This window comes from Coprococcus eutactus, from assembly GCF_001404675.1.
GTDB classification, from domain to species: domain Bacteria; phylum Bacillota; class Clostridia; order Lachnospirales; family Lachnospiraceae; genus Coprococcus; species Coprococcus aceti.
This window is the reverse complement of the sequence record NZ_CYXU01000003.1, coordinates 404,452-430,166: the sequence shown is the minus strand read 5'-3', so window position 1 is coordinate 430,166 and position 25,715 is coordinate 404,452. Positions and strand designations below refer to the sequence as shown.

The 25,715-nt window shown below is 44.3% G+C and carries 18 protein-coding genes; 2 read left to right on the top strand and 16 right to left on the bottom strand.

Features of this window, described 5'->3' with window-relative positions; genetic code table 11:
* Positions 1-87: 87 nt before the first annotated feature.
* From ileS to ARA78_RS08885, 3 genes are all read right to left on the bottom strand, one after another.
* Positions 88-3,258: an isoleucine--tRNA ligase gene (gene ileS / locus ARA78_RS08895; protein ID WP_004852635.1), complete on the bottom strand. Its 3,171-nt coding sequence runs from the start codon at positions 3,256-3,258 to the stop codon at positions 88-90.
* A gap of 574 nt (positions 3,259-3,832) precedes the next feature.
* Entirely contained in the window at positions 3,833-5,071 is a 1,239-nt protein-coding gene (locus ARA78_RS08890; RefSeq protein WP_055280391.1) for a hypothetical protein, read from the bottom strand.
* Positions 5,072-5,229: 158 nt separating this feature from the next.
* Positions 5,230-6,132: an AraC family transcriptional regulator gene (locus tag ARA78_RS08885; RefSeq protein WP_055280390.1), complete on the bottom strand. Its 903-nt coding sequence runs from the start codon at positions 6,130-6,132 to the stop codon at positions 5,230-5,232.
* A gap of 272 nt (positions 6,133-6,404) precedes the next feature.
* Here ARA78_RS08885 and ARA78_RS08880 point away from each other — a divergent pair, with 272 nt between their 5' ends.
* Positions 6,405-7,796 (top strand): MATE family efflux transporter, encoded by a 1,392-nt coding sequence (locus tag ARA78_RS08880; RefSeq protein WP_082423618.1) that lies wholly within the window; start codon positions 6,405-6,407, stop codon positions 7,794-7,796.
* Between the two features lie 238 nt (positions 7,797-8,034).
* On the opposite strand, the gene ARA78_RS08875 is transcribed toward ARA78_RS08880, so the two are convergent.
* From ARA78_RS08875 to ARA78_RS08855, 5 genes are all read right to left on the bottom strand, one after another.
* Positions 8,035-10,227 carry an alpha-galactosidase gene (locus ARA78_RS08875; RefSeq protein WP_055280389.1) on the bottom strand — a complete coding sequence of 731 codons (2,193 nt, stop codon included), beginning with the start codon at positions 10,225-10,227 and terminating at the stop codon, positions 8,035-8,037.
* A 172-nt stretch (positions 10,228-10,399) separates the two neighbouring features.
* Positions 10,400-11,080, bottom strand: coding sequence for a hypothetical protein (locus ARA78_RS08870; RefSeq protein ID WP_055280388.1), 681 nt, complete (start codon positions 11,078-11,080; stop codon positions 10,400-10,402).
* A gap of 133 nt (positions 11,081-11,213) precedes the next feature.
* Positions 11,214-12,056, bottom strand: a complete 843-nt coding sequence (locus ARA78_RS08865; RefSeq protein ID WP_004852646.1) for a carbohydrate ABC transporter permease — start codon at positions 12,054-12,056, stop codon at positions 11,214-11,216.
* 15 nt (positions 12,057-12,071) lie between these two features.
* Positions 12,072-13,118 (bottom strand): carbohydrate ABC transporter permease, encoded by a 1,047-nt coding sequence (locus ARA78_RS08860; RefSeq protein ID WP_242849696.1) that lies wholly within the window; start codon positions 13,116-13,118, stop codon positions 12,072-12,074.
* Between the two features lie 117 nt (positions 13,119-13,235).
* The gene (locus ARA78_RS08855) at positions 13,236-14,546 is read right to left on the bottom strand and encodes an ABC transporter substrate-binding protein (RefSeq protein WP_022058397.1); all 1,311 of its coding nucleotides are present in this window, start codon (positions 14,544-14,546) and stop codon (positions 13,236-13,238) included.
* Between the two features lie 351 nt (positions 14,547-14,897).
* Between ARA78_RS08855 and ARA78_RS08850 the strand changes: the two genes are divergently transcribed.
* On the top strand, positions 14,898-15,665 hold the full coding sequence (locus ARA78_RS08850) for a YesL family protein (RefSeq protein WP_055280387.1): 768 nt from the start codon (positions 14,898-14,900) through the stop codon (positions 15,663-15,665).
* Between the two features lie 95 nt (positions 15,666-15,760).
* Here the strand turns inward: ARA78_RS08850 and ARA78_RS08845 are convergent, their stop codons facing one another.
* The 8 genes from ARA78_RS08845 to ARA78_RS08810 all read right to left on the bottom strand — a co-directional run bounded on the left by ARA78_RS08845 (position 15,761) and on the right by ARA78_RS08810 (position 25,601).
* Positions 15,761-16,684, bottom strand: a complete 924-nt coding sequence (locus tag ARA78_RS08845; protein ID WP_055280386.1) for an AraC family transcriptional regulator — start codon at positions 16,682-16,684, stop codon at positions 15,761-15,763.
* Between the two features lie 141 nt (positions 16,685-16,825).
* Positions 16,826-17,977 carry a YIP1 family protein gene (locus ARA78_RS08840; RefSeq protein WP_015534453.1) on the bottom strand — a complete coding sequence of 384 codons (1,152 nt, stop codon included), beginning with the start codon at positions 17,975-17,977 and terminating at the stop codon, positions 16,826-16,828.
* A gap of 122 nt (positions 17,978-18,099) precedes the next feature.
* Positions 18,100-18,315 carry a hypothetical protein gene (locus tag ARA78_RS08835; protein WP_015534452.1) on the bottom strand — a complete coding sequence of 72 codons (216 nt, stop codon included), beginning with the start codon at positions 18,313-18,315 and terminating at the stop codon, positions 18,100-18,102.
* The gene (locus tag ARA78_RS08830; protein WP_022217365.1) at positions 18,303-19,709 is read right to left on the bottom strand and encodes a hypothetical protein; all 1,407 of its coding nucleotides are present in this window, start codon (positions 19,707-19,709) and stop codon (positions 18,303-18,305) included. Before ARA78_RS08830 ends, ARA78_RS08835 begins: the two co-directional genes overlap by 13 nt.
* Before the next feature lie 193 nt (positions 19,710-19,902).
* Positions 19,903-20,853 carry a glycosyltransferase family 2 protein gene (locus ARA78_RS08825; RefSeq protein WP_055280385.1) on the bottom strand — a complete coding sequence of 317 codons (951 nt, stop codon included), beginning with the start codon at positions 20,851-20,853 and terminating at the stop codon, positions 19,903-19,905.
* On the bottom strand, positions 20,840-22,549 hold the full coding sequence (locus ARA78_RS08820; protein WP_055280384.1) for a hypothetical protein: 1,710 nt from the start codon (positions 22,547-22,549) through the stop codon (positions 20,840-20,842). The genes ARA78_RS08825 and ARA78_RS08820 overlap by 14 nt, the downstream gene beginning before the upstream one ends.
* A 154-nt stretch (positions 22,550-22,703) precedes the next feature.
* A complete protein-coding gene (locus tag ARA78_RS08815; RefSeq protein ID WP_055145916.1) occupies positions 22,704-24,455 on the bottom strand; it encodes a phospho-sugar mutase in 1,752 nt (583 codons plus the stop codon).
* Positions 24,456-24,608: 153 nt separating this feature from the next.
* Positions 24,609-25,601: a hypothetical protein gene (locus tag ARA78_RS08810; RefSeq protein WP_242849695.1), complete on the bottom strand. Its 993-nt coding sequence runs from the start codon at positions 25,599-25,601 to the stop codon at positions 24,609-24,611.
* Positions 25,602-25,715 lie beyond the last annotated feature (114 nt).

Genomic DNA, 25,715 nt, shown 5'->3' with positions numbered 1-25,715 from the left:
TTTAAGATTTGTACCTTTCGGACCGTATTCTCTTGATCAGGGATATTTTTTCCAAAATGCCTGTTTTAAACCCTAATATTATATCCCTTAGTCGTTCTTCTTCACTCCAAGAGTTACCTTCTCACCGTTGATGTTCCACTCTTTGGTGTATCCGTCAACCGAGCCGGTTATGATCTCTGTTGCCATAACGTCGCCGATGATGGCATCCGCATTTGCTGCGATGATGTCATTTGCCTTCTGGCTTCCGTCAGCGTATACAGTGATCTTGTCCATAACCTCGAATCCAGCCTCTTTTCTCATAGTCTGAACCTTGGATACTATCTCACGGACAAATCCTTCCTCAAGAAGCTCCTCTGACAGATTTGTGTCGATAACTACTGTCACACCGCCGTCTGCCTCAGATACGAAACCGTCCATCTGAGCCATGTCGATCAGGAGATCAGCCTCAGTGAGTACAATCTCCTCTCCGTCTGCCTCAAACTTCAGAGCGCCCTCTGCCTTGAGCTCTGCCATGGCTGCGTTGCCATCCAGTGCTGACAGATGCTCCTTGATCTTGCCAAGGTGCTTACCGTACTTAGGTCCGACTGTACGAAGCTGTGGCTTGAAGCTGTATGTTGTGTAAGCGCTTACATCATCATCGAACTCAACGTTCTTCACATTCAGCTCATCCTCGATGATTGCCTTCTCCTCACCGAAAAGCTTCTTGTCAGCCTTGACATACATCTTGCCGATTGGCTGTCTGTTCTTGATATTTGCTGTATTTCTTGCTGCACGTCCCAGAACTACGATCTTCAGGATCTCGTCCATAGCTACCTCAAGCTCTGGATCGATCATCTTCTCATCCACCTCAGGGAATGAGCACAGATGAACTGAGAGAGGTGCATCCTTGTCTATATTTCTAACCAGATTCTGGTAAATATCCTCTGCCATGAATGGGAGCATAGGAGCTACTGTCTGTGCTATAGTAACGAGCGCTGTGTAAAGTGTCATGTAAGCATTTACCTTATCCTGCTCCATGCCCTTTGCCCAGTATCTCTCACGGCCACGACGGACATACCAGTTACTCATGTCATCCACGAACTCCTCGAGAACTCTTGTTGTCTCAGGGATCTTGTATGCGCCAAGGTTTGCGTCAACTGCCTTGACTGTTGAGTTCAGCTTGGACAGAAGCCACTTATCCATAAGTGACAACTTGTCGTACTCTAGCTCATGCTCAAGTGGATTGAAGTTGTCTATATTTGCATAGAGTACATAGAACGCATATGTGTTCCACAGTGTACCCATGAACTTTCTCTGACACTCAACAACCGCATCCTCATGGAATCTGTTAGGAAGCCATGGTGCTGAATTGCTGTAGAAGTACCATCTGATGGCATCTGCACCATATTTGTTCAGAGCATCCATAGGATCTACCGCATTTCCCTTGGACTTACTCATCTTCTGTCCGTCCTTATCCTGGACATGTCCGAGAACGATTACGTTCTTAAACGGAGCCTTGTCGAACAGCAGTGTTGAGATCGCCATAAGTGAGTAGAACCATCCTCTTGTCTGGTCAACAGCCTCACTGATGAAGTCAGCAGGGAAGTGCTTCTCAAATATATCCTGATTCTCAAACGGATAGTGCCACTGTGCAAATGGCATTGATCCTGAATCGAACCAGCAATCAATAACCTCTGTAACTCTGTGCATCTGCTTGCCACACTCAGGACACTTGATGGTTACAGCGTCGATGAACGGACGGTGAAGCTCGATGTCCTCAGGGCAGTTGTCACTCATCGAACGGAGCTCTTCCTTTGATCCGATGGCATGTCTGCATCCGCACTCACACTCCCAGATGTTCAGCGGAGTACCCCAGTAACGGTTTCTTGAAAGTCCCCAGTCCTGAACGTTCTTCAGCCAGTCGCCGAAACGTCCCTTACCGATGCTCTCCGGGATCCAGTTTACAGTGTCATTATTCTTAACCAGCTTGTCTCTTACCGCTGTCATCTTGATGAACCATGTATCTCTTGCGTAGTAGATAAGTGGTGTGTCACATCTCCAGCAGTGTGGATACTCATGCTCGAACTTAGGCGCATCGAAGAGAAGTCCCCTTGCGTCCAGATCCTTGAGTACCTCAGGATCTGCATCCTTTACGAACATTCCGGCAAATGGAGTCTCCTCAGTGAGGTCACCCTTGCCATCTACAAACTGTACAAATGGAAGATCGTAGTTTCTTCCGACATTTGCATCGTCCTCACCAAATGCAGGTGCGATATGAACGATACCGGTACCATCTGTCATAGTTACATAAGTGTCACATGTGATGAAGTGGCCCTTCTTGTGCTGCTTCTCACATACAGGCTTTACGCACTCATAGAGTGGCTCATACTCCTTGTACTCAAGATCCTTACCGACATATGTCTCAAGAACCTCGTATGCAGGAACTGCTGCCTGATCGTCTGCTGCTTCCTTTGCAAGACCGCCGAGAACCTTGTCTGCAAGCGCCTGTGCAAGATAATATGTGTAGCCGTCTGCTGCCTTAACCTTCACGTATGTCTCATCTGGATTTACACAGAGTGCTACGTTTGAAGGAAGTGTCCAAGGTGTTGTTGTCCATGCGAGGAAATATGCGTCCTCTCCGATAACCTTGAATCTTACTACTGCTGAACGCTCCTTGACTGTCTTATATCCCTGTGCAACCTCATGGCTTGAAAGAGGTGTACCACATCTTGGGCAGTAAGGCACGATCTTGAAGCCCTTGTACAGAAGTCCCTGATCCCAGATCTTCTTCAGCGCCCACCACTCTGACTCGATGAAGTCATCATGATATGTTACATATGGGTTGTCCATATCAGCCCAGAAACCTACCTTGCCTGAGAACTCTTCCCACATGCCTTTATATTTCCATACGGACTCCTTACATTTCTGGATAAATGGCTCCAGTCCGTACTCCTCTATCTGCTCCTTGCCGTCGATTCCCAAGAGCTTTTCAACCTCGAGCTCAACAGGCAGACCGTGTGTATCCCATCCGGCCTTTCTGACTACGTTATGTCCCTTCATTGTCTGATATCTAGGGATCATATCCTTGATTACACGTGTAAGAACGTGTCCGATATGTGGCTTACCATTTGCTGTTGGAGGGCCATCGTAGAATGTGTATGTTGGCAGATCTTTTGTCTCTTCAACACTCTTCTCAAATACCTGATTTTCTTTCCAGAAGTCCAATACCTTCTGCTCTCTGTTCACGAATTCCAGTTTAGTCGAAACCTTGTCGTACATGTCGTCTTTCCTTTCTGTGATAAATATAAAAAAGCCCTTCGTCGTAATCAGGACGAAGGGCTTTGAGTTCGTTATACCACCTATTACTTACATACTAACATATGCGCTCCCCTTAACGCAGGAAATACGTCAGAGCCTACTTGATATGCCACAAATGCCTCACCGATTATCACCGCTTTGACACCGCAGCTCTTTTGGTCTGCAACTCCAGAGTGATATTCCGAAAGTCTCTACTGTCACCGGGCTCGCACCGCCCCCGGCTCGCTGCTGATCTCGCAGACTCCGTACTGTCTCTGTCATCGTTTTTATCATCTATCCATTCCTTAGTATAGCAAGTATTTGTGGTTTGTCAATCGCTATATTTGCTGTAGACTCAACTTTATGTTGACCTGTTTTTAACCACTATTTCTTTACGACCGCACTTTTGGCTGTGCTCCATGCTCATTGGCTTTGGCTTTTTCTCAACACATACATCAAATGAACCTGTTGCATCCGAAGAATAAAAATATGTACTTATTATAAGCCATCACAGTGCTTTCTTAACTTTAAAATCACTGCAACGGCCTTTCTTATCTTAATATACATAAAGATCGTAGTCCACGAGATACCACTTGCTGCCTGACTTCACTACAGTGTATGTTATCTTGCCATCTGCGTCATCTTCTGAACCCTTTATCTCGACATCCATATCGATTTCAAGACAATCATCCACTTTCATATCAACATTAAGCCTATCAAGTGTCTTATTTACATCTTCTATCTCGTCTTTTTCATACTTCTCCTCTGATCTATCCTCTATCTTGATGCTCTTTACTGTTCCAACTTCTTCCTTCATATCCTGAACGTCCTCGTTGAACTGATCCTCGACAAAGTTATCGCCCCATGTCTCGTTATAAAGCTCATAGTAGTCATCTTTCATCAGCTCAATCATGGCATCTGCATCACCATTTTCGTATGCCTTCGCAAGCTCATCACCGATCTTTGTCGCACTTCTCTGTCCCTTACCACCAGAAAGTGCTAACACCAGCACAATAATCACGATGATTACTACTGCGACTATTCCACCAATTATCGCAACAAGCTTTTTGTTGAGTTTCATGCCCGGCTTCATGTCTGCGCCCTGAGGGACACCAGCCTGTGGTCCTGGCTGTCCATACTGGTTCTGCTGACCTGGCTGCTGAAACTGATTAAAGCCTCCGTACTGGTTGTTCTGCTGACCTGGCTGCTGGAACTGATTAAAGCCTCCGTACTGGTTGTTCTGCTGACCTGGCTGCTGGAACTGGTTAAATCCTCCGTACTGGTTGTTCTGCTGTTCTGGCTGGCCTGGCTGACCTGGCTGCTGGAACTGGTTAAATCCTCCGTACTGGTTGTTCTGCTGTTCTGGCTGGCCTGGCTGCTGGGACTGATTAAAGCCTCCGTACTGGTTGTTCTGCTGTCCTGGCTGGCCTGGCTGCTGGAACTGGCTGAAACCGCCGTACTGGTTGTTCTGCTGCTCTGGCTGGCCCGGTTGCTGGAACTGGTTAAATCCACCATACTGATTCTGCTGCTCTGGCTGCTGGAACTGTCCAAATCCGCTATACATATTCTGCTGCTCTGGCTGACCCGGCTGCTGAAACTGTCCAAATCCCCCATACATATTCTGCTGTTCAGGCTGTCCTGACGGATGAGGCTGTCCGTCACTTGCATCTCCACTCTGTCCAGCCCCTTGCGCATTTGCAAATGCACTTACGCCGGGAGTTGTGAGAACTGTGGTTCCCTCGTCTTCGTATTCATCGTCCGTATTCCCAAATCCATTCGTGTTATTCTCGTCCATGCTGCTCTCCTTCTGTGTTAAATCTGATCAAAATTTATCTGTCTCACGGCAAATTTACCTTGTTGTTCATATACATAGTATAATGGTAGCATTTTATACGTTATATGTCCAACTAAAATGTTTATTCCGTTGAAGGAATTTTGCCAAAACACTGTATATCATTTCTCACTGTCTCCACCCTTCTTTCTATAGCCCGTAGGGGTACATCCCACAATATTTTTGAATTGCTTTATGAAGTAACTCACACTGCTGAAGCCACACTCAAGTGCAATATCCGTTACCTGTCTATGGGTGGTCCGGAGCAATTCGGCCGCCAGTGTTATGCGGCGCCGTTGGACATATTCCATCGGTCTGTAATGCACATACTGGCTGAATATCCTCTGACACTCCCTGACGCAGATATTTGCACTTCCTGCTATACCGCTGACGGTTATCTCATCTTTTAGATTTCTGTCTATCCAGCCAAGCATATCCTTTATCCTGACCTCCGCAAGATGCGGCATGTCTGAGTCTCCCGGTGCATTCATATTCTGTGCTATACATAATATCATTCTGGTTAGGCTATCCCTGATGGCAAATTCATATGCATAACCCTCGCCCGCGCAGGCATCAAAACATCTGTCAAATTCCTCAAAGAATGGCTCCATGCCCTCATCTCTCTTCATATGCACAAACGAATGCCCTTTCTCCACAAACGGCTTCATATATTTGGTGTCAAATATGCTTCCCGGCGCCCCGGCAACTATGGAACTTTCGAATACAAACGAATGATAACGGCACTCTCCCAGCGACAGCGCCCGGAAAGTGTGAAGCACACCACCGTTTATAAAACATCCCTCACCTGCATTCACAATGCATGAAATATCTCCAGTGACAACCTCCACCTGTCCGCTGAGCAAAACAAACACCTCCAGCTCGTCATGCCAGTGTGGCGGTATGCATCCAGATATAAACTGATGCATATCTGCGTCATACGCAGCAAAGTCAAATTGATGTATATCGCCCGCCCTGCTCTCCCTTCCATGTGTGTCGACCATCACCGTGGTCCTGTGTAGTATCATGCCTGGCTCCTCTCTATGTTTTCTCTATGTTTTCTCTATGTTCACCCGCAGACGAGCCAAACCGCCTGCTTATAACTGTTAAGAACCAATATATGTCGCTTTTGTTATATTATGGGCCGTATTTGTTACAGAATCAAGTCGTTTATTTCGCTATTATGTATACAGATTAAATCATAAGAATCAATAGATGGCGAACAAGGCAGAGCATTCCGGCTGTCTCCGGACCTCTGTCGCATTGTTTACAATACAAAATTTTAAGGAGAGAAATTTTTATGAATGCTGCCTTAGATATTGATAAACCAGAAAAAACAAAACGGAGCAAACGCACAACCGACATGACAACAGGAAGCCCGGCAAAGCTTTTGTTTTATTTTGCCATGCCTCTTTTTATCGGGAATATACTTCAGCAGTTTTACAATCTGGCTGACACCTCCCTGGCAGGACACCTTCTCGGAGATACCGCCCTTGCACAGATAGGTGCCACCGCCGCACTGTACAGCCTCATCACAAATGTAGCTTTCGGACTTAATAATGGCTTTGCTCTGTTCGTCAGCAGAAACTTCGGTGCGGACAATAAAATTGAGATGAAACGCTCCGTGTGCTGGGCTGTCCTGTTGTCGGCCATATCTACAATACTACTCACCACATCATTTCTAGTCCTTAGACGGCCTCTGTTGACACTTCTTCAGGTGCCTGCCGATACTATGGATGGTGCACTGAGTTATCTTACTGTCATCCTCGCTGGAATACCTCTCACCATGGCTTATAATCTTGAATCAAGTCTTCTGAGATCCATCGGCAACAGTGTGACACCTCTTATCTTTCTCGTGTTCAGCAGCGTGCTCAACGTAATTCTGGACTACCTGTTCATGGGACCTTTCTCCATGGGCGTCCGCGGTGCTGCCATTGCCACCGTCACCTCCCAGGGAATAAGTGCCATACTCGGATTATTCTGTATCCTTCGAGGATATCCTGAGCTCAGATTTGGAAAACAGGATATGAAAGTTTCTATCCACTTTGTATTTGAAATGTTTTGGACAGGTCTCAGCATGGCTCTTATGAGTGCCATATATAATATAGGAAGTGTTATTCTTCAGGGAAGTATAAACGCACTCGGAAATGTCTACATCGCAGCCCAGGTGGGCGGCAGAAGGCTTGCCGAGTTCTTCTACACACCGGGAATTGCCCTTGGAACAAGTGCTGCCACATTTGCCAGCCAGAACTATGGTGCTCACAAAAATTCCAGAATCAAGAAAGGAATATTCGCCGCCATTACCATGTATGGAGTGTGGTGGGTGCTTGCTATGATCTGCACCTTCACCATTGCAAGATCTATTCTAGTGCTGATAACCGGAAGCTCAGACAATACAGTTATATCCAATGGTCTCATGTATCTCAGGATCAGCATACCGATGATACCGCCTATGGCGGTTCTCGTAATAGTACGAAATGCCCTTCAGGGAATGTGCCACTCAGTGGCGCCGCTGCTGTGCAGCGCACTGGAGATGATCGGCAAGATAATATTTGCAGTATTTCTCGTTCCAGTCTACGGCTACGTTGCCGTGTGCGTATGTGAACCGGTGACTTGGGTAGTATGTTTCCTGTTCATCATGGTAGCCGCACTGATATTCAGAGCAGACTTCCGGAATCATGACATACTATGAAAACCTACGAAAACCACTCTCTAGGATAATATCCTGTTTTTGTATCTTTGAGTCCTATTATAACGTTAAAAAAGCGCCAGCCACCACCGTCAGCCGTTTCAGACATGACGATGGCGACTGGCGCCAATTCGAACAATAAAATTTGAACGATAAACTACCAATAACATTACTCAACTAATGTATTGTAGATATTTATTTAAAAGTTAAAAACATCAAAGCTTGTACCTATATCTATTTGCTACTTCCTAACAAGATGGATCTGGTAAGCATTGTACTCGCCGAACTTGAGTGGTACAGGAAGTCCTATCTGGTCAAGTCCCTGTCCGCTGTACTCTGCGCCAGTCTCCTCGTCAACATATGTGGCATCCGCATCAAGTCCCTTTACTCTGACAAAAGGTACAGGGGCATTGCAGAAGCTTTCCACCGTCACGATATTGACAAGTGTCTCTGACTTATCCCTTGCTACAAATGACCATGCAGCTACGCCTTTGCTCTTGTCTGCATCCGTCAGTCTATAGTAGAGTCCGTTGTGAAGGAGATCCCAATACTTCTTGTAGTTTTCTACCTGAGCCTTGACCTCTTCCTTCTCCTCATCACTGACCTTGTTCAGATCAAGCTCATAGCCAAAGCTTCCCGCCATGGCAACGACAGCTCTTGTATTGAACGGAGTCGTCCTGCCTGTCTGGTGATTCGGAACCGCTGATACATGTGAGCCAACCACCGATATAGGATAGCCAAATGAAGTTCCATACTGTATGTCAAGCCTGCAAATGGCATCCGTATCATCACTGCACCAGATCTGTGGTGTGTAATACATCATTCCGGCATCAAATCTTCCACCGCCACCGCTGCAGCCCTCGATGAACATCTTTGGATATCTTGCCTGAAGTCTCTCCATGAAATCATATACACCAAGTACATACTTGTAAAGGATCGTTCCATTGTTCTGGATTCCCTCTGTCATAGAGTATACATTTAGGATACTTCTGTTCATATCCATCTTTATATAATCAACATCTATCTTGTCAAGCACCGCTGTCAGCTGATTAAATATGCAGTTTACGACCTCTTTTCTTGAGAAGTCCAGATTCAGCTGGCTTCTTCCCATGACCGGCTTTCTTTCAGGTATCACAAATGCATAGTCAGGATGCTCCTTGAAAAGCTCGCTCTTCTCAGATACCATCTCCGGTTCGATCCAGATACCAAACTTCATGCCGAGAGCCTTCACTCTTTTCACAACATCAGCCATAGGACCGCCCATCTTATCCTCATTTACAAACCAGTCACCAAGTCCTGATTTGTCGTCATCTCTCACGCCAAACCAGCCGTCATCCAGAACCAGCATCTCAACGCCAAGCTCTGAAGCCTGCTTTGCTATATTTACGATGTCATCACCATTGAAATCAAAGTATACTGCCTCCCAGCTGTTGATGAGTATAGGTCTCCTCTTTGTCTTGTACTCGCCACGGCAGATATTGTATCTCACAACGTCATGCATCTTATGTGACATGTCAGCAAATCCATCAGGCGAATAAACCATAACTACCTCAGGTGCCACAAACTCACTCTCAGGATAGAGCACATACTCAAACATCTCATCCTGAACACCCATGTTAAGTCTCACCTGATCTGTCTGATCCTTCTCAACCTCACAGCCAAAGCTTCCACTGTATAGAAGTGAGATTCCATAGCAGTCACCTGCATCCTCATTCGCATCCTTGCCTGCTATAACCACAAATGGACTGTGCTGATGGCTTGATGTACCCCTTGTGCTTCCGATCTTCTTCACACCATGATTTATAGCTTCTCTCTCATACATGCGCTCCATAGCATGTCTTCCATGGAAGTGGATGAGATCATAATCACCTGTCACAAAATCCAGGCTCACACTTGATGCCTTTGCCACAAATATATCCGCATCGCTTATGTTTCTTATGAGCGCAGATCTGGTGATCAGATCTTTTTCCTCTATTATTCCGTAAAGGAGTTCAACCTCTACCCCCACCTGCGGATCCTGAAGAACAATCTTGAGTGTCTCGCCCTTCTCTCCAGCATTTGTATAAGCTGCAGGAAGACCCTTGAGACTATACTTTTTATCCATAACCTCATACGAAACATATCTAAGATCACAACCGTGAACTCCTTCTATATCCTTTACGTTGAATGCAGGTGTTCTGAAATCTCCGTTGCCGTAGCAGCTGTATTCCTGTGGAATATTGTCCAGAGAGAACTCTCTGCTCTCCTGTGCCTCGTAAGGATTGCCTGAAAATCCTCTATCGTAATGAGTTATGACATATGACATATCCCCGTCCATTTTCTTGCCGTAATACAGATGAGCCAGATATCCATAATCAATCACCTTCATCTGATATGTAGTATTTTTGGTATTCAGTGTGAAAAGCTTTTTCTCTTCATTTATCAATATTGCCATGCCCAAGTCCTCCTTTTCGTGATCTCCAGTTTCTCTACAGCCAATTTTCATTTGACTGGTCTTTCTTCATAATTTATCTACAACCGGCTCCGCCGGAATGTATTCCTAGTTAAGTTTTAATTCGATTCCCTGCAATTTTTCATTTTGGGATTCCACACAAGCTTCTTAAAAGCTATTTTCCAAGTTCCACCATATAGTCCACAAATTTCTCCACATATCCATAATCTGCCGCATATGCTGACAATCCAATATATGCCTTGCCATCTGTGTACTCAGTAAGTCCTGCCGCCTTGTATCCTTCAGATACATCTATTCCGACAGGTATCTTCTTTCCGTCTTCATCCTCGTAATAAATTATCCTATCCTTATACTTATCATATATATCGCCTACCTTCTCATCCGACAGGTCTGCAAGTCTGCCGCTCTTCGCCAGACCTATGAGATTGTCATACTGGCACAAGACTGCCTGAGCAGTGTCCGCCTCAAGGTATGCCAGCACCTTCATATAGTAACTGTTCTTATAATCTGAGTTATTTGCCAGATTAAAAAATGCATTGTTGTCAAATGTAACCCTTCCCGGGAGATTTTCTTCCCCTACATACGACACAAACCCCTGTGTCAGCTTGCTGTTCCCTGAAACATCATCGTAGTTGTTCACAAGGACGACATCCAGTATCGGCTTGTCCTCCCTCGTTGCAAACACAACAGCAAAATACACTACAAGTCCCACGAGAACGACAGCACCGATTATCCAAAGCTTGTAATAATCCCAGATATATCCTATTTTTTTGCGTGTGGAGTCCATCTCTTTGATCTTCTGTTTTTCTTCTTCCGTGATTATCGGCTTTTTCATAGACGTCCTCCTTTTTTTTCTGTGTTGAGTGGACGCATGAGAGGCGCTTCGCGCAGCGTCCACAGTATCGCAAGGGTGGCGTCAGTAACTGACGTCACCCTGTGGTCATATATAATATCTTCTTTAACTTTCTTTAGAGCTTTCCACCTGATGTTGCGATACCTTCTACGAACTGCTTCTGGAATATCAGGTATATAACGATCATTGGTATACATGATATAAGAGATGCAGCCATCAGCTGTGGATAGTTGGACTGATACTGTCCCTGCATTGTTGCAAGAGCTGCTGAGAGCGGCATCTTGTTTGCACTGCTGTTTACAACCAGTGGCCACATCAGATCCTTGAATGCGAACACTGCTGTGAATATACCGAGGGCAACCATCGATGATCTTGCAAGCGGAGCCATGACGAACACGAATGTCTTTGGAATGTTACATCCGTCAAGTCTCGCTGCCTCCTCGAGATCTCCAGGGAGTCCCATGTAAGCCTGCTTGAGCAGGAAAGTACCGAACGCTGTTACAATTCCCGGGAATACCAGAGCAAACATTGTATTTGTCATGCCCATCTTACTGATCATCAGGAACTGTGGGATGATGAATATCTGTGAAGGAATCATCATCTGGAAAAGTATCAGGGAGAACATAAAGTCTCTGCCCTTAAACTTAAGTCTTGCAAATGCATATCCTGCGAGTGTTGCTGTGAGACATGCACACACAACTCTGAAGAATATGAGCAGTAATGTGTTCTTGTAGAGAACAAGGAAGTTCATGTTATTCCAAACAGTAGTGAACGCGTCTGTACGCCACTGTGATGGGAATATTACGAATGGACTTACCGAAGTTGCCTCTGTTACTGTCTTAAATGCTGTGAGTGTCATCCATACAAATGGCACTATCATAATGATTGAGAATATGATCAGAATGAGGTGAATCAATAATCTCTGCATTCTTCTCTTAAACTGTACGCCTCTTGTCATATCGATTCCCCCTTCCTAGTTATAATGAACCCACTTCTTCTGACCGATCATCTGGAATACTGTAAGTACCATGATGACTGCGAGAAGAAGAACTACTATTGCTGATCCATAACCCTTGTTACCATTCTGGAACGAATACTGGTAGAACAGATATACGATGGACTCTGTCTTCTTGAGGGCCGGATTGGAAATATCCATTACCATGTATACAAGGTCGAATACCTGAAGTGCTCCGATTACTCTTGTTACGAGTACGAAGAATACTGTAGGAGAGAGAAGTGGAAGAGTAATCTTGAAGAAAGCTCTTACTCCTGATGCTCCGTCAATATCCGCTGCCTCGTAGTAATCCTTAGGTATCTCCTGAAGTCCTGCAAGGAACAGAACCATGTTGTAACCAATGATTGACCATACACCGATGATCGCAACTGAGATCCATGCGATCTTTGGATTGGATATCCACTCGATCTTTGTACCGAGGATGTGGTTTAACAGACCGAACTGTGAATTGTATAACCATCTCCATACCATGGCTACAGCTGCAGGTGCAACTACCATTGGCAGGAAGAATATTGCTCTGTATATTGTTCTTCCGTGCATCTTGCGATTCAGGAATACCGCAAGTATAAGTGCGATGGCGATTGAGAATGGAACCTCAATGATCGCATACTTGAATGTATTGAGAAGTGACTGCCATACCTCAGGGTCAGCAAACATCTTCTTGTAATTTGCAAATCCTGCAAATGATGAATCTCCGAATGATCCAACCTTACAGAATGACTGATATATTGTCTGTACTATAGGCCATAAGTTAAGTACGATGATTCCTATCATTGTTGGGAGGATGAATGCCCAGCCCCATTTGCGCTGGTTTCTTTCCCATGTTGTTGACTTCTTTTTCTTGAACTCTTTATCTTCTGCTGCTGCCGGCTTAACTGTCTGTGTCTCTGTAGCCTGGATTATCTCAGCCGCTTTTTCTTCTACTTTCTTTGTCTGAACATCCTTTGCCTCGGCTGCCTTTGTCTCAGCTGCCTTGGTATCAGGTTTCTTCTTGTTATCTGACATAAAATCCCTCCTCTTATTCATTTATATTGTAATTAACACCCCGCCTGTTTCTGGTAAGCAATGGGTAGGACCTCCATCCTACCCACTGTTATGTTATCTTATAAATGCTCTGTAGGATTACTTGTCTTCCTCATCGATGTACTGGTTCATCTGAACTGCGAAGTCCTTACATGACTGCTCCATCTTTGATGGATCTGCCCATGCATCTGCGAAGAATGTCTGTGCTGCCTGTGACCATACTGTTGAATTGTATGTGTAAGGTCTGAGTACAAGCTCATTTGTTACGCCTGGAACTGTTGACTCCTTTGTGATATCAAGGTAAGCGTTGAGGTTGAACTTGTCTGTGCAGTTAACCCACTTGTCTGATGTGTTGTTGTAAGCTGACATTGTTACACCGAGCTCAGCCTGCTTCTCCTGCATCTCCTTTGAACCGAACCACTCGATAAGCTTCCAGCAGTCATCTGGCCTCTTTGTGCCTGCTGATGCAGCCCATCCAAGTCCGTTACAGATAGAAGTTCTCATGCCTGTTGTCTTGTCGTATGGAAGAATTGCTACATCACAGTTCTCAACGAGATACTCGTTGTCAAGGAATCCTGCTGTCATCCATGAACCCTGTGTGATCATTGCTACTGTGCCTGACTGGAACATAACGTCTGTACCTGTCTCTGACATTGTTGTTGCTGGTGGACAGCAATCCTTGAGGAGCTTTCCTACATAATCCATAGCCTTGATAGTGTTGGCATCATCATATCCTGACTTTGTGTGATCGTCATTTACGATGTAACCGCCCATTGAGTAAACCATGTTGTAGTAAGTATCCTGATCGTTTGATGTGTTCATACAGAAACCGTACTGTGAACCGTCATCCTTTGTGAGTTTCTTAGCTGCATCATAGAGATCATCCCATGTCCAGTTCTCATTTGGATACTCAAGTCCTGCATCATCGAACATCTTCTTGTTGTACCAGAGAGCGATTGTATCGTAATCCTTTGGTATTGCATAATATGAACCATCATATGTGTAGAGCTCTGTGATCTCTGACATGTAGTTGCTCATATCAACTTTGTCACTCTTTTCGATGTAGTCATCGAGCTTTAAGAGCTTGTTGTTCTTCATGTACATCTGTGAGTTGTTGGAGTGCATCCAGAATACATCCGGCATATCTCCACCTGATGCTCCAGCCTCAAGAAGTGTCCAGTATGAATCCCACTCCTTAACCTGTACATCAACCTTGATTCCTGTCTCTTCTGTGAAAAGATCACATATCTGCTGCAGACCCTTCTGCTGGTTGTTATCCCAGATAACTACCTCAAGTGCATCCTTGCTGCTGCCGCCCTTACTTCCATCGCCGCCGCCACATGCGCACAGTGAAAATGCTGTTGCTGCTGCAAGCCCTACTGCCACTGCTTTCTTCATTGTTCTTCTCATAAAACCTTCCTCCTTTTTACATCACCGGCAGGATTTACGACACCCACATTCTCTTTCATACCCTGAATTCTGCGTCCTGTTCTGCCGGTTCGCCTTACGGCGTTCTGTGTGCTTCCTATGATTGAATTATAAAATTTTGGTGAAGATTTTTACATGGAAAAATGTCAAAATGTCATGGGTTTTTGTCACAAATGTATATTTTTAAGTAGTTAAGTTCGCTGTTTTTGTGCTATTTTATGGTAAATTGTAGAATACATATGGTAAATTGTAAAATTCGCTATATATTGGCATACCTTTTTGTGCTATAGTTAAACAAACGATATTATCACTTTTTACATCAGGAGGAATTTTATGAACATTTTCAGCAGTGACGGCTGGTTTTCCAGATTCTTTGGAACGCTCGGCGATATTATAATAGTGAACATTCTATTTATATTGTGTAGTATTCCCATAGTCACCATGGGAGCTTCCATGAGCGCAATGTATTTCACTCTGTTAAAGAAGCAGAGGACAGGCGAAAATGGAGGTGTAGTGAAATTATTCTTCAAAGGCTTCAAGGATAATTTCAAACAGTCAACGATTTCATGGCTGCTATTCCTTCTTATATCATTTATATTCACTCTGGATTTCAACCTTTTTGGCAAGGGTGGTCCACAGGAGAACAAGCTCATGTACTACACCAGTGTCGTGCTTATGATATTGACATGCTTCATCGCAATTTACCTGTTCCCTGTCATAAGTGCCTTTAAGAACACATTGAAGAACCTTCTCTTGCAGTCCATTTACCTGGCAGCCAAGAACTTCATATTTACAATAGTAATCATGGTTCTCTACACTCTGCCTGCATATGTTCTGCTATCCAGCACTCAGGTATTCATGATAGGTATATTCGTGTTCATAGTATGTGGCTTTGGCCTTATAGCATATGTATCATCATTCATGTTTTTGAAGGCATTCACCCCATATCTGGATGAGGTCACAAAGAAGTACACGGACGACGATCCTGCTTCATGGATGCACAGCGATGACCAGACATCTGAATCAGATGAGGATAATCCTGAATCCACAAAGGTGACCAAGAAGCTTATCGTTGACAATTCATATCATGGCAGACAGTAGTTTTTACCGTATATCGTAAATACAGCAAAGGCGGATGTGCGACAAATCGCACACCCGCCTTTTGCTTAATTCAAATTTTTTGATTCAATTATATCTTACAGCTTCGAAGCCTCATGTCCAAACTTGGCATCCTTCGTCTCAAGCTCAACCTCAAGATTCCTGAATGACTTAGGACTCATTCCAAACTTCTGCTTGAATGCTTTGGAGAAAGAAAGAGAATCCTCATAACCACACTGATATGCGATTATATTGATCTGTTCCTTTGATGACCGGAGAAGACTTGCAGCTTTCTCCAATCTGAAGTTGATAAGATACTCCTGAGGAGATACACCCATCTCCTTCTTGAAGCTTCCTGTCAGATGACTTCTGCTGATTCCTATGAAATCCGCAATGTCATCGATCTTGATCTTGTTCATGTACTTCTCTGTTATGAAGTCGACAGCAGCCTTTACATATATCTTACTTGGATACTCAATGTTATCATCTTCCTGCGCATCGGAGGCATTATCCTCCATAATGGTTGCGAAGAGAAGCATCAGTGCACTCATTCTCTTCACCTCGTTTATACGTGTGATCTGGGAATATTCGAGCATCTTGTTGATACATTCTGCACACGTATCCATCTGCTCTATCTTGATGATAGGTGAGCCCTTTACATACCCCATCGCCTCAATAAAATCTTCAGCTCTGTAGCCATGAAATCCAACCCACATGTAGCTCCATGGATCATCATCGTCAGCCCTGTAAGTAGTCTCCTCACCAGGTCTGATGATAAACGCCTGTCCAGGTCCCAGTTCATAAGTCTTCCCTGCAATTGTAAATGTACCCTTGCCCTTCTTTACCATATGGATAACATATGATTCTCTGACGTATGGACCAAACTTCCAGCCTTTTATACAATCCTCTCTTCCACAATAGTCCAGACTGATTGCGGTACCCCACATATAGGAGTTCGACAACTGTAGATCTTCCAGACAAGCAAAACCAACACTGTCAGTTAAACCAACCTTTCTTACCATAACCCGTCCTTTCCTTTACCATATCTTTGCCACCCTTTTATATAAGTTAACACCAAAACACCTTTATATTTTAACAAAAGCAGACAAACCTGTCAATTTTCAGATCTGTCTGCTTCCTGTAAAATATCTATAAATTATGTCTTACCAGTGACGGTAACCAAATACTGTTGCAGCGTTCTTGAAGTAGCTGAGTACCTGCTCTGCACATGTTGCGCTGTCACTGAATATCTTTTCTGCGATGTTATCTATAACAGTGATGAGGAATACTGAGATAACTATAGCAGCGATAACTGCAAATATCTTTGAGTTGTCATTTGTCTCAAGGTTATCGAATAACGCATGAGCTGCGATCACGATTCCGCAAAGGCTTATTCCGAGGAAGAGTATGTATCCAAAGCCTCCGATGATTCCGCTGAGGAAATCAACCTTGTGGAAGAGTGCTGAGATGATCTCAAATATGATTCCTGCAACCATTGCTATTGCCTCATAAAGTGCAAATACACCAACGGCGTTAAGTGCTTTTCCAAATGTGATTCCACCCTTGAATATAATTCCTCCGGCGATAAATACCGCTGCTGTCATGATGACTGCTGCGATTATAGTGAAGAAGAACATGTAGAAGCCCTTTGCTATTGAATCGCCAAAGTCAAATCCCATTATGAGGAATCCGACAGTTACAAATATAAGTGAGAGGATGGCATTTACTCCTGCAAGTATTCCGCCAGGAACCATGTTGTCACTCTGAACCATCTCACCCGCTGTATCTGCAGGGCTCTTGAAAAGACCTATCACATTCTTGAGAAGATCATTTATCATATTGCCCGCTGCTGATGGCTTCTTCGGCTGTGGCTGTACATAGCCCTGCTGGCCGTACATCTGCTGGTTCATCTGTGGCTGGCCGTAGCCCTGCTGACCATACATCTGCTGGTTCATCTGCTGACCGTAGCCCTGCTGATTGTATGCTCCCTGGTTCATCTGCTGGCCATAACCCTGCTGATTATACATCTGCTGGTTCATCTGCTGACCGTAGCCCTGCTGGTTGTATGCACCCTGCTGGTTCATCTGCTGGCCGTAACCCTGTTGATTGTATGCACCCTGCTGGTTCATCTGCTGGCCATAGCCTTGCTGATTGTACACTCCCTGCTGACTCATCTGCGGCTGGCTGTAAGCCGCTGCCTGCTGATCTGCCTGTGGCTGGCTGTTCTCCGCCGCCTGCTGATTTGTCTGTGCCTGATCTGCCACCTGCTGTTCTCCCTGTGGCTGACCAAACTGCTGATCCTGATTCTCGTTCATTCCTGTTACCTCCAATTCCTTTCCCTGTGTGAAAATATATCAAAAATATGATACCAAATCCCCCTGGTTTTGTCATCATATCATTGCTCTATAAACTTCTGTGCGATATCGAAGGATCTGACTCAATCCTTATAATATCCATCGAAATAGTTAATCGGGCTGTGGCTGTCATACTTTGCATGATACACAAATGTAGTATAATCAACGTATTCCGCTTTCTTCTCCTCATTCTGTCCAATATTGTTGGATCTTACAAGAGCAGAAATCACTATGGATACCGTTAAGCATATCCCGCACACGATACCTATTGCAACATACAAAAATACTATCGAACCCATGTCTTATCCTGCCTTTCCTTAACGTATTCTATAGTGCCATAGCTTCTGAATCTGTGAATATCTATTCTAGATCTGTGAAGCTTGTTGATCGCACGCCAGAAACTCACCAAACTATATATAACTCCGGCCACATACACGGAAAATACCATAAAAGCTCCACCTGAATCACCCACACCTGCACTTATCCTATACAGATCCGTCATAAGTCCCCCAACAAATACAGATACATATGTACAAAGCACAACCATCACTGTCATAAGTATCGCTATGGATGCCCCAACCTTAAATCTGTTGGATGGGACATTTCCCACGACCTTGCCGGTCTGCCCATTCACCGCCACGGTATAGAGTATTCCCTGATAACGAAAAGTCATGAACCACGCTGGCAGCAATGCATACTCGATATCTGTCATCTTTATATCCGTTTTTTCCTCAGTAATCCGGGCGTTTTTCGGAACATCGCTCATCATCTCTTCCTTCACCGCATCATTGCTCTTTCTCTTTGCAACGGCTGCGATCTCGGCAGCTGGTACATCGTACCTGTCCGTGTAAAATCCGGACAGATATTCTGGAGAAAACGTCAAAGCCTTCTCTAAATCATAAGGCTCCAATCTTGCCGAAATGTGATCATTCAATCTTCTTGTTGCATCACCAGGTACCCTTGGAACTGTACACTCACAATCTCTCATACAATTGTGTGTGACTGTTTTGTCTGCAGTTTTCTGTGCAACTGCTGCTATAGAACCAAAGCATTTTTCATAATTACTAACGCGCTCGCCTTTTTCATTCTCCTGAAATACATACTTGAGCTTTTTTCTAACATGATAAGATGCCAGCCAATATGGTATATATATTCCTCGTATCTTATCAATCTCAAATTTCTTTATCTCATCCGGAACAAACCACCCCTTACAGAACCTGTCACGTATAAGCTGTTCTGCTCTCTTCTGAGAAATTCCAAATGGAATAATAAGGTCCGGCTCCAGTTCATCCTTAACTCTGTCAACCAATATCATCGGCTGCCCACAATACGCACAGAAACTGGAAGTTTCCGTGGATTTCACCATAAGTCTTGCACCACAGGATGTACATTCATATAGATTCATATCCATATACCTTGGTGATTCATCATCCTTTCCAATATTGATCTCATCCAATGTGTATATCGTATCCGTGGCATCCGTTATGTATCTTTTTATTCTGGCAATCTTCTGAATTGCCTTATAGCTTCTCTTATCTACAAGCTCTCCATCCTCATTCCTGGTCATGGCAGAGTTTTCTTCTCCTATGCCTCTGCTGATCACCGAATCACACTGCGTACACTGCAGCTGCCTCGTCTTAGGATTCAGTACCACAACACCGCCGCAGGATGGACATTTTACTGTAAGATTCATTGCATGTTACCCCCATGTCTACCAAACATAAGCCCCATTTGACTAAAACAGTATCATCTAAATTATAAGCTATCAAGTAGTCAAATTACAACTATATGTACCTGTAACGGATGTAAATATTACATAAAACGTCTTATCATCCAAATAAAGCTGTATCATAACCATTCCATCACAATACAGCTTCATAATGTTATCAATTTATCTTATTCACGTCGTCTTTATTGGTGTCGGAAATTATATAATGTGGTCTTCCCTTGGTCTCCATATATGTCTTGGCGATATATTTGCCCATGATTCCTATGCACAGGAACTGGAGTCCTGATACAAACAGTATGATGCACACAAGTGACGGCCATCCCGCAACAGGGTCTCCCCACACCAGCTTTCTTATGAAGAAGAACAGCATCATGACAAATGAAACAAATGTACAAAATATTCCAAATCCTGAAGCTATACTCATCGGCGCCTCGGAGAAGTTGATTATTCCGTCCAGTGCGTATTTGAAAAGCTTCCAGAAGTTCCACTTCGTCTCGCCCGCAACTCTCTCCACATTCTCGTATTCCAGCCATTTTGTCCTGAACCCGATCCAGCCAAATATTCCCTTGGAGAATCTGTTGTACTCGCACATCGACACGATGGCATCCTTCATCTCTGCCTTCATAAGCCTGAAATCCCTGGCGCCATCCACGACATCGGAGTCGGATATCTTGTTGATGATCTTGTAGAACATCCGCGCAAACCATGATCTTATCGGCGGCTCGCCCTTTCTTGTGACTCTTCTGGTCGCCACACTGTCATATTCTCCCTGCTCAAGTATACCGAGCATCTCCGGGAGCAGACTTGGCGGATCCTGCATGTCGGCATCCATCACCGCCACGTAATCCCCATCTGCATTGCAGAAACCCGCATACATTGCAGCCTCCTTACCAAAGTTTCTGGAAAATGACAAATACTTGAAATAATCGTATTCCTCTGAGATCTTTTTCATGGTCTCAAGAGTCTTATCCGACGAACCATCATTTACCATAAGAACCTCAAAATCATACTGCCTGAGTTCCTGTCTCACCTTGTCCAGCTCCCCTGCAAATATCGGAAGAGCCTGCTCTTCGTTATAGCATGGAATTATCAAGCTAACTTTTTTCATTTTTTTCACCTGCTTTAAATTTATAAATTCGTATTCCTGAAAATCTGTATTCTATAGATTTCTTTGTATACTTTGTTATCTCTGCTATTTTCTCAGTCATCTTGTGTATCTTTTTCTTTTCAAATTTTGGATCATTGATGACTGCCACATATATCTCATCGCCGCAGTCCTTCACCAGATCAGCGATGCTGTCTATATCATCCTCGTACACATACCGGCATCTTCCCATCTGGGAAAATACGTTCATTCCCGCGTACACGTTGTTCCATTTGCCATCTCCGTGACACAGTATGATACAGTCCTGTCCCTTCATCTCCTCCAAGGCTGTGCTCCAGTCGCTGTAGCCCCTGTACTGCCAGTCTACACCCTTTACAGCTATACTGCCTGCACATAATGCAAGGCATATGACAGCGGTTACAACTGCACATCTCTTCCTGGTTATTACTGGAACCAGCTTCATCATACACCATATCATAAACACAGCCACTATAGGAAGTGCCGAGTAGATATATCTTGCATTTACAAGCTCGGACCCCTGTATTCCCACAAATGCAAGAACGGCGTCGGCCACGATAACCCCCGCCAATAACAGTGAGCGTGACTCTATCCTTCCTGTTCTGTCCGCATCTATATCTCTCCTGTGTGTACATACTCTGTAGGATAATCCATCATTTTCCCTGACCAAGGATATCCTTATATCCACAAATGAAAGCACTATCCTTGCCACGATGAGCACCAGTGCCACAAGCACGATCAGCGGAAGCAGTCCTGCAAAATACGACCTGTTTATATAACTGATATAATATAAGAATTTGTGACCGGAAAGTCCTATCAGATTATCGGTAGCATAGCTTCCCCTGTAACCAAATATGTGCTTTATCGTCGCGGGAAATACCGCTATTGCCGCACCAAATCCAGCAACAAGACTAAAGCCATACGCAAACATCTGCTTTACCTTTCGCATATACAACAGGTATATACATACACACAATCCAAGTCCGGCAACATAGAAGTAGAAATAATAGTGTGTGAGTCCGCCGAACATGACCGCCAGTGCCAGCAATATAAAATACGGCACGGTCATCTTCTTTTTATGTCTCAGTATATATACATGAACCGCCGTCAGCAGCAATACATTCAAGGTCTGAAGAAGATACATCCGTATGAGCATACAGTTGCTTATGCCCACCGATGATACGCCCCACAGAGCTGCCGCCATCAGTCCATACCATCTGTTTCCAAGCAGATATGCCGCCACATACAACAGAAGAATATCCACAAATATCAGGAGTATGAGGTTGAGCACTATTCCCGGAACTGCACTGTATCCCGCTCCTTTGAAAAAGTAGCACACCGTATGCAGCAGCATATAATATACCGGCGGGTGGACATCATTTTCCTGATTTCTGTATGCCGCACTGTAGTTGAATGAATCATCGTTATAATTCATATAGTTCTCAAAATATGACCCCGTCACCCACTCATCAAGTGGCGTGTTGTCCTCTCCCGGATGGAGAAAAGTCTTGTCCGTGGAGTTTGCAAGGCCATAGCTGTACACCTCATCGCAAAACAGATACTGTCTCTTAAGCCCGTAGTGGATGCACAGTCCATACTGCAGTAACACCAGCACTATGCATGCGATCCAGAAATACCGATTTGTCCTGATTTCTTTATTTTTCTTTACACTCTCTGTCATAATCTATTCTCCCACTGTCTTTGCCCATATAATAAGAGCAGTTTACCTCCTTTGTATACTTAATTTATTTTAAAATAAAAAACGGACTGCTACATTGTGACCGTATATTATACGTCACTGTAACAATCCGTTTGTTTATGATTATTTTTCTTTATTACTTTTCAAGTATATCGTAGATAAGATCCATGACCTTGTCACCAAATGCTGCTGACTCCTTCTGTGCCTCATCGTATGATGAACCCTTGATTCCGTAGTAGAACTTGATCTTTGGCTCAGTTCCTGATGGTCTTACCGCAAGCCATGCATCGTTCTCAAGCTCGTAGTAGAGTACATTGGCATTCGGGAATCCGGTAGGCTTAACCTCACCTGTCTCGATATTCCTTATATACTCAAGACGATAATCACGTACCACTCTGGTCTTGTATCCTGCTACTTCCTCAGGTACATTTGCACGGAGGATATTCATGATGTGTCCGATCTTCTTTGATCCCTCAACACCCTTGAGTGTTACGGTCTTGATATCATCTACATAATATCCGTACTTCTCGTACATATCCATCATCGCATCCCAGAGAGTCTTGCCCTGACCTCTGTAGTAAGCTGCTGCCTCACAGAGAGCCATAGTTGCAACAACCGCATCCTTGTCTCTTGCATGTGTTCCGATCAGGCATCCGTAGCTCTCCTCAAATCCGAAGAGGTATGTTCCCTTGCCTGTCTGCTCAAATCTGAGGATCTCGCGTCCGATGTTCTTGAAACCTGTGAAACACTCGATGAGATCTGTTCCATAATACTTTGCTATAGCATCTACCATGTTGGTAGTAACGATAGTCTTGATGATTGCTCCGTCTGCTGGAAGGCTGCCATTCTTCTCCTTCATCTGGCTTACCTCATACTCGCAGAGTAAGCTTCCTGACATGTTACCTGTGAATACCTTGTACTCACCTGTCTTGGAATCCTTGGCGTAGCATCCGAGTCTGTCGGCATCAGGGTCTGTTGCCAGAACGAGATCTGCATCGACCTCCTTTGCCAGCTTGAGTGCCAGTGCAAATGCTTCCTTTGCCTCTGGGTTTGGATACTCAACTGTTGGGAAATCTCCATCCGGAAGCTCCTGCTCAGGAACCACGTACACATTCTCAAATCCGATCTCCTTGAGAATCCTTCTTACAGGGATGTTGCCTGTTCCGTGAAGTGGTGTGTACACGATCTTGATATCCTTGCCATACTTGTCAATTGCATCCTGATTGAGGATGAGCTTCTTGAGCTCGCCCATGTATGCGTCATCAACCTCTGAACCGATAGTTACAAGAAGCCCCTTCTTCTTTGCCTCTACCATGTCCATGGTCTTTGTATCTGCGAAATCTGTGATGGCCTTTACCTCGGCCATGATTCCCTGGTCATGAGGTGGTGTGATCTGTGCGCCATCCTCCCAGTATACCTTATATCCATTGTACTCTGGTGGGTTGTGTGATGCTGTTACATTGATACCAGCTACACAGTCCAGATATCTCACTGCAAATGAAAGCTCAGGTGTCGGTCTAAGTGACTCGAATCTGTAAGCCTTTATGCCATTTGCTGCCAGGCAGAGAGCTGCCTCCATAGAGAACTCAGGTGACATTCTTCTTGAATCATAAGCTATTGCCACACCTTTGTCCTGCTTGCCCGCCTTGATGATGTAGTTTGCAAGTCCCTGTGTAGCCTTGCGCACTACATATATGTTCATTCTGTTAGTACCAGCTCCGATGATGCCTCGAAGTCCGGCTGTTCCAAATACAAGATCACAATAGAATCTTTCTTCTATCTCTTTCTCGTCGTCCTTGATTGCTAAGAGCTCATCCTTGGTTTCCTGACCAAACAAAGGATTGTTCACCCACTGCTCATACACGTCCTTGTAATTATAATCGCTCATCATTTTGCCTCCTGTGAAATCTATTGCTTTATGTTACCCATAGAGCATCCTACAAATGGAAAACACACACACGAAAAAACCATCTGTAAAATACATCACAATTCAGTATCACGTGTCTAACTCAATTATTATCCACGCCCCAACATTATACTCTTAATTTGTCAGCTTGTGAAGTCCATAGGTATCGTTAATTTCACTCAAAATTTTGAGCTTTTCTTGGTCATCTTCGATAACTTTTTGGAGTTTTTCCATCAAAACCGGGGATATGTAGCTCTTTCTGGTGTTCATATACCGGTTACTTATCTTCCAGAACTTCTCCGGGAAACTGTACATAAGATATATGAATTCATAATCCTCATGTTCAAGATAATTGATCTGACTGTACGCACTCAGAATGTCCTTCGCCATGGCGATATCATACCTGTTCTTCTCCATGGCTTTGCGGAGAAACTGGTACAGATCCATGAGCTGGTATCCCACATGGAACCGGTCAAAATTTATGGTTGCTATGTATCCATCACAGAACATCACGCTGTGATAATTATACGAGCCGTGACAATAGCCAAGCCATTTGTCGTTGTATGTGAAATTATCCTGAAACAGCGACAGGCAATTCTCTGCCTGGCTGTAAAAATAATCAAATGTCTTTATGTACAGCATCTCAAAGTCATTCTTCAGGGTTCTCCTGCTGACAAAATTTCTTATCCTGCGAAGCTCATTTACCTTTCTGTCCAGATTTCCCGGAGTTTTTTTTGTGTATGACGTATTCTCCTCCATGTACAGTTCCCTTCCGGCTCTGTGAAACCACGCCAGATTTATAACTGCTTTCTCAAGATCCCTTATGCTTGATGCATTACACTCCCGCCCTTGGAAATATTCCCTGCACACAAATGGATTTCCATACCTGTCGCAGGTCACCAGCTCGTCTTCTCTGTTGGCCACGACCCGGTCTATATTACAGAAGCCCTTTTCATATATCTTATCCTTGAATTCCTTCTCCTGCTGAAGCCTCTCGTCAGTTCCATTCAGGGATGACACCTGTCTGACCCCCTTGTCCGTCATCAGGATCACAGCACCTCTGCCTCTGCCCGTTCCCTGTACTTCCATATCGTATGCTTCATACACTTCACCCATTTTTTCAGCCAAATAAAAACCCCCTCCTACAACCATCTCTTGGCAGCATAACTGCCTGCTAAGTAATTGTATGAGGGGATGTTAAGTTTCATTCTTAAGTTGTAACTTTTTATTTGTCTGTTTTAC

Bases quoted from the DNA above. Each gene is read 5' to 3' on its own strand.
- ARA78_RS08845 (WP_055280386.1), bottom strand. From the start codon at position 16,684: ATGGTAAGAAAGGTTGGTTTAACTGACAGTGTTGGTTTTGCTTGTCTG.
- ARA78_RS08870 (WP_055280388.1), bottom strand. From the start codon at position 11,080: ATGAAAAAGCCGATAATCACGGAAGAAGAAAAACAGAAGATCAAAGAG.
- ARA78_RS08880 (WP_082423618.1), top strand. From the start codon at position 6,405: ATGAATGCTGCCTTAGATATTGATAAACCAGAAAAAACAAAACGGAGC.
- ARA78_RS08835 (WP_015534452.1), bottom strand. From the start codon at position 18,315: ATGGGTTCGATAGTATTTTTGTATGTTGCAATAGGTATCGTGTGCGGG.
- ARA78_RS08865 (WP_004852646.1), bottom strand. From the start codon at position 12,056: ATGACAAGAGGCGTACAGTTTAAGAGAAGAATGCAGAGATTATTGATT.
- ARA78_RS08855 (WP_022058397.1), bottom strand. From the start codon at position 14,546: ATGAGAAGAACAATGAAGAAAGCAGTGGCAGTAGGGCTTGCAGCAGCA.
- ARA78_RS08815 (WP_055145916.1), bottom strand. From the start codon at position 24,455: ATGAGCGATTATAATTACAAGGACGTGTATGAGCAGTGGGTGAACAAT.
- ARA78_RS08860 (WP_242849696.1), bottom strand. From the start codon at position 13,118: ATGTCAGATAACAAGAAGAAACCTGATACCAAGGCAGCTGAGACAAAG.
- ARA78_RS08875 (WP_055280389.1), bottom strand. From the start codon at position 10,227: ATGGCAATATTGATAAATGAAGAGAAAAAGCTTTTCACACTGAATACC.
- ARA78_RS08890 (WP_055280391.1), bottom strand. From the start codon at position 5,071: ATGGACGAGAATAACACGAATGGATTTGGGAATACGGACGATGAATAC.
- ARA78_RS08840 (WP_015534453.1), bottom strand. From the start codon at position 17,977: ATGAACGAGAATCAGGATCAGCAGTTTGGTCAGCCACAGGGAGAACAG.
- ARA78_RS08820 (WP_055280384.1), bottom strand. From the start codon at position 22,549: ATGACAGAGAGTGTAAAGAAAAATAAAGAAATCAGGACAAATCGGTAT.
- ARA78_RS08850 (WP_055280387.1), top strand. From the start codon at position 14,898: ATGAACATTTTCAGCAGTGACGGCTGGTTTTCCAGATTCTTTGGAACG.
- ARA78_RS08830 (WP_022217365.1), bottom strand. From the start codon at position 19,709: ATGAATCTTACAGTAAAATGTCCATCCTGCGGCGGTGTTGTGGTACTG.
- ARA78_RS08825 (WP_055280385.1), bottom strand. From the start codon at position 20,853: ATGAAAAAAGTTAGCTTGATAATTCCATGCTATAACGAAGAGCAGGCT.
- ileS (WP_004852635.1), bottom strand. From the start codon at position 3,258: ATGTACGACAAGGTTTCGACTAAACTGGAATTCGTGAACAGAGAGCAG.
- ARA78_RS08885 (WP_055280390.1), bottom strand. From the start codon at position 6,132: ATGATACTACACAGGACCACGGTGATGGTCGACACACATGGAAGGGAG.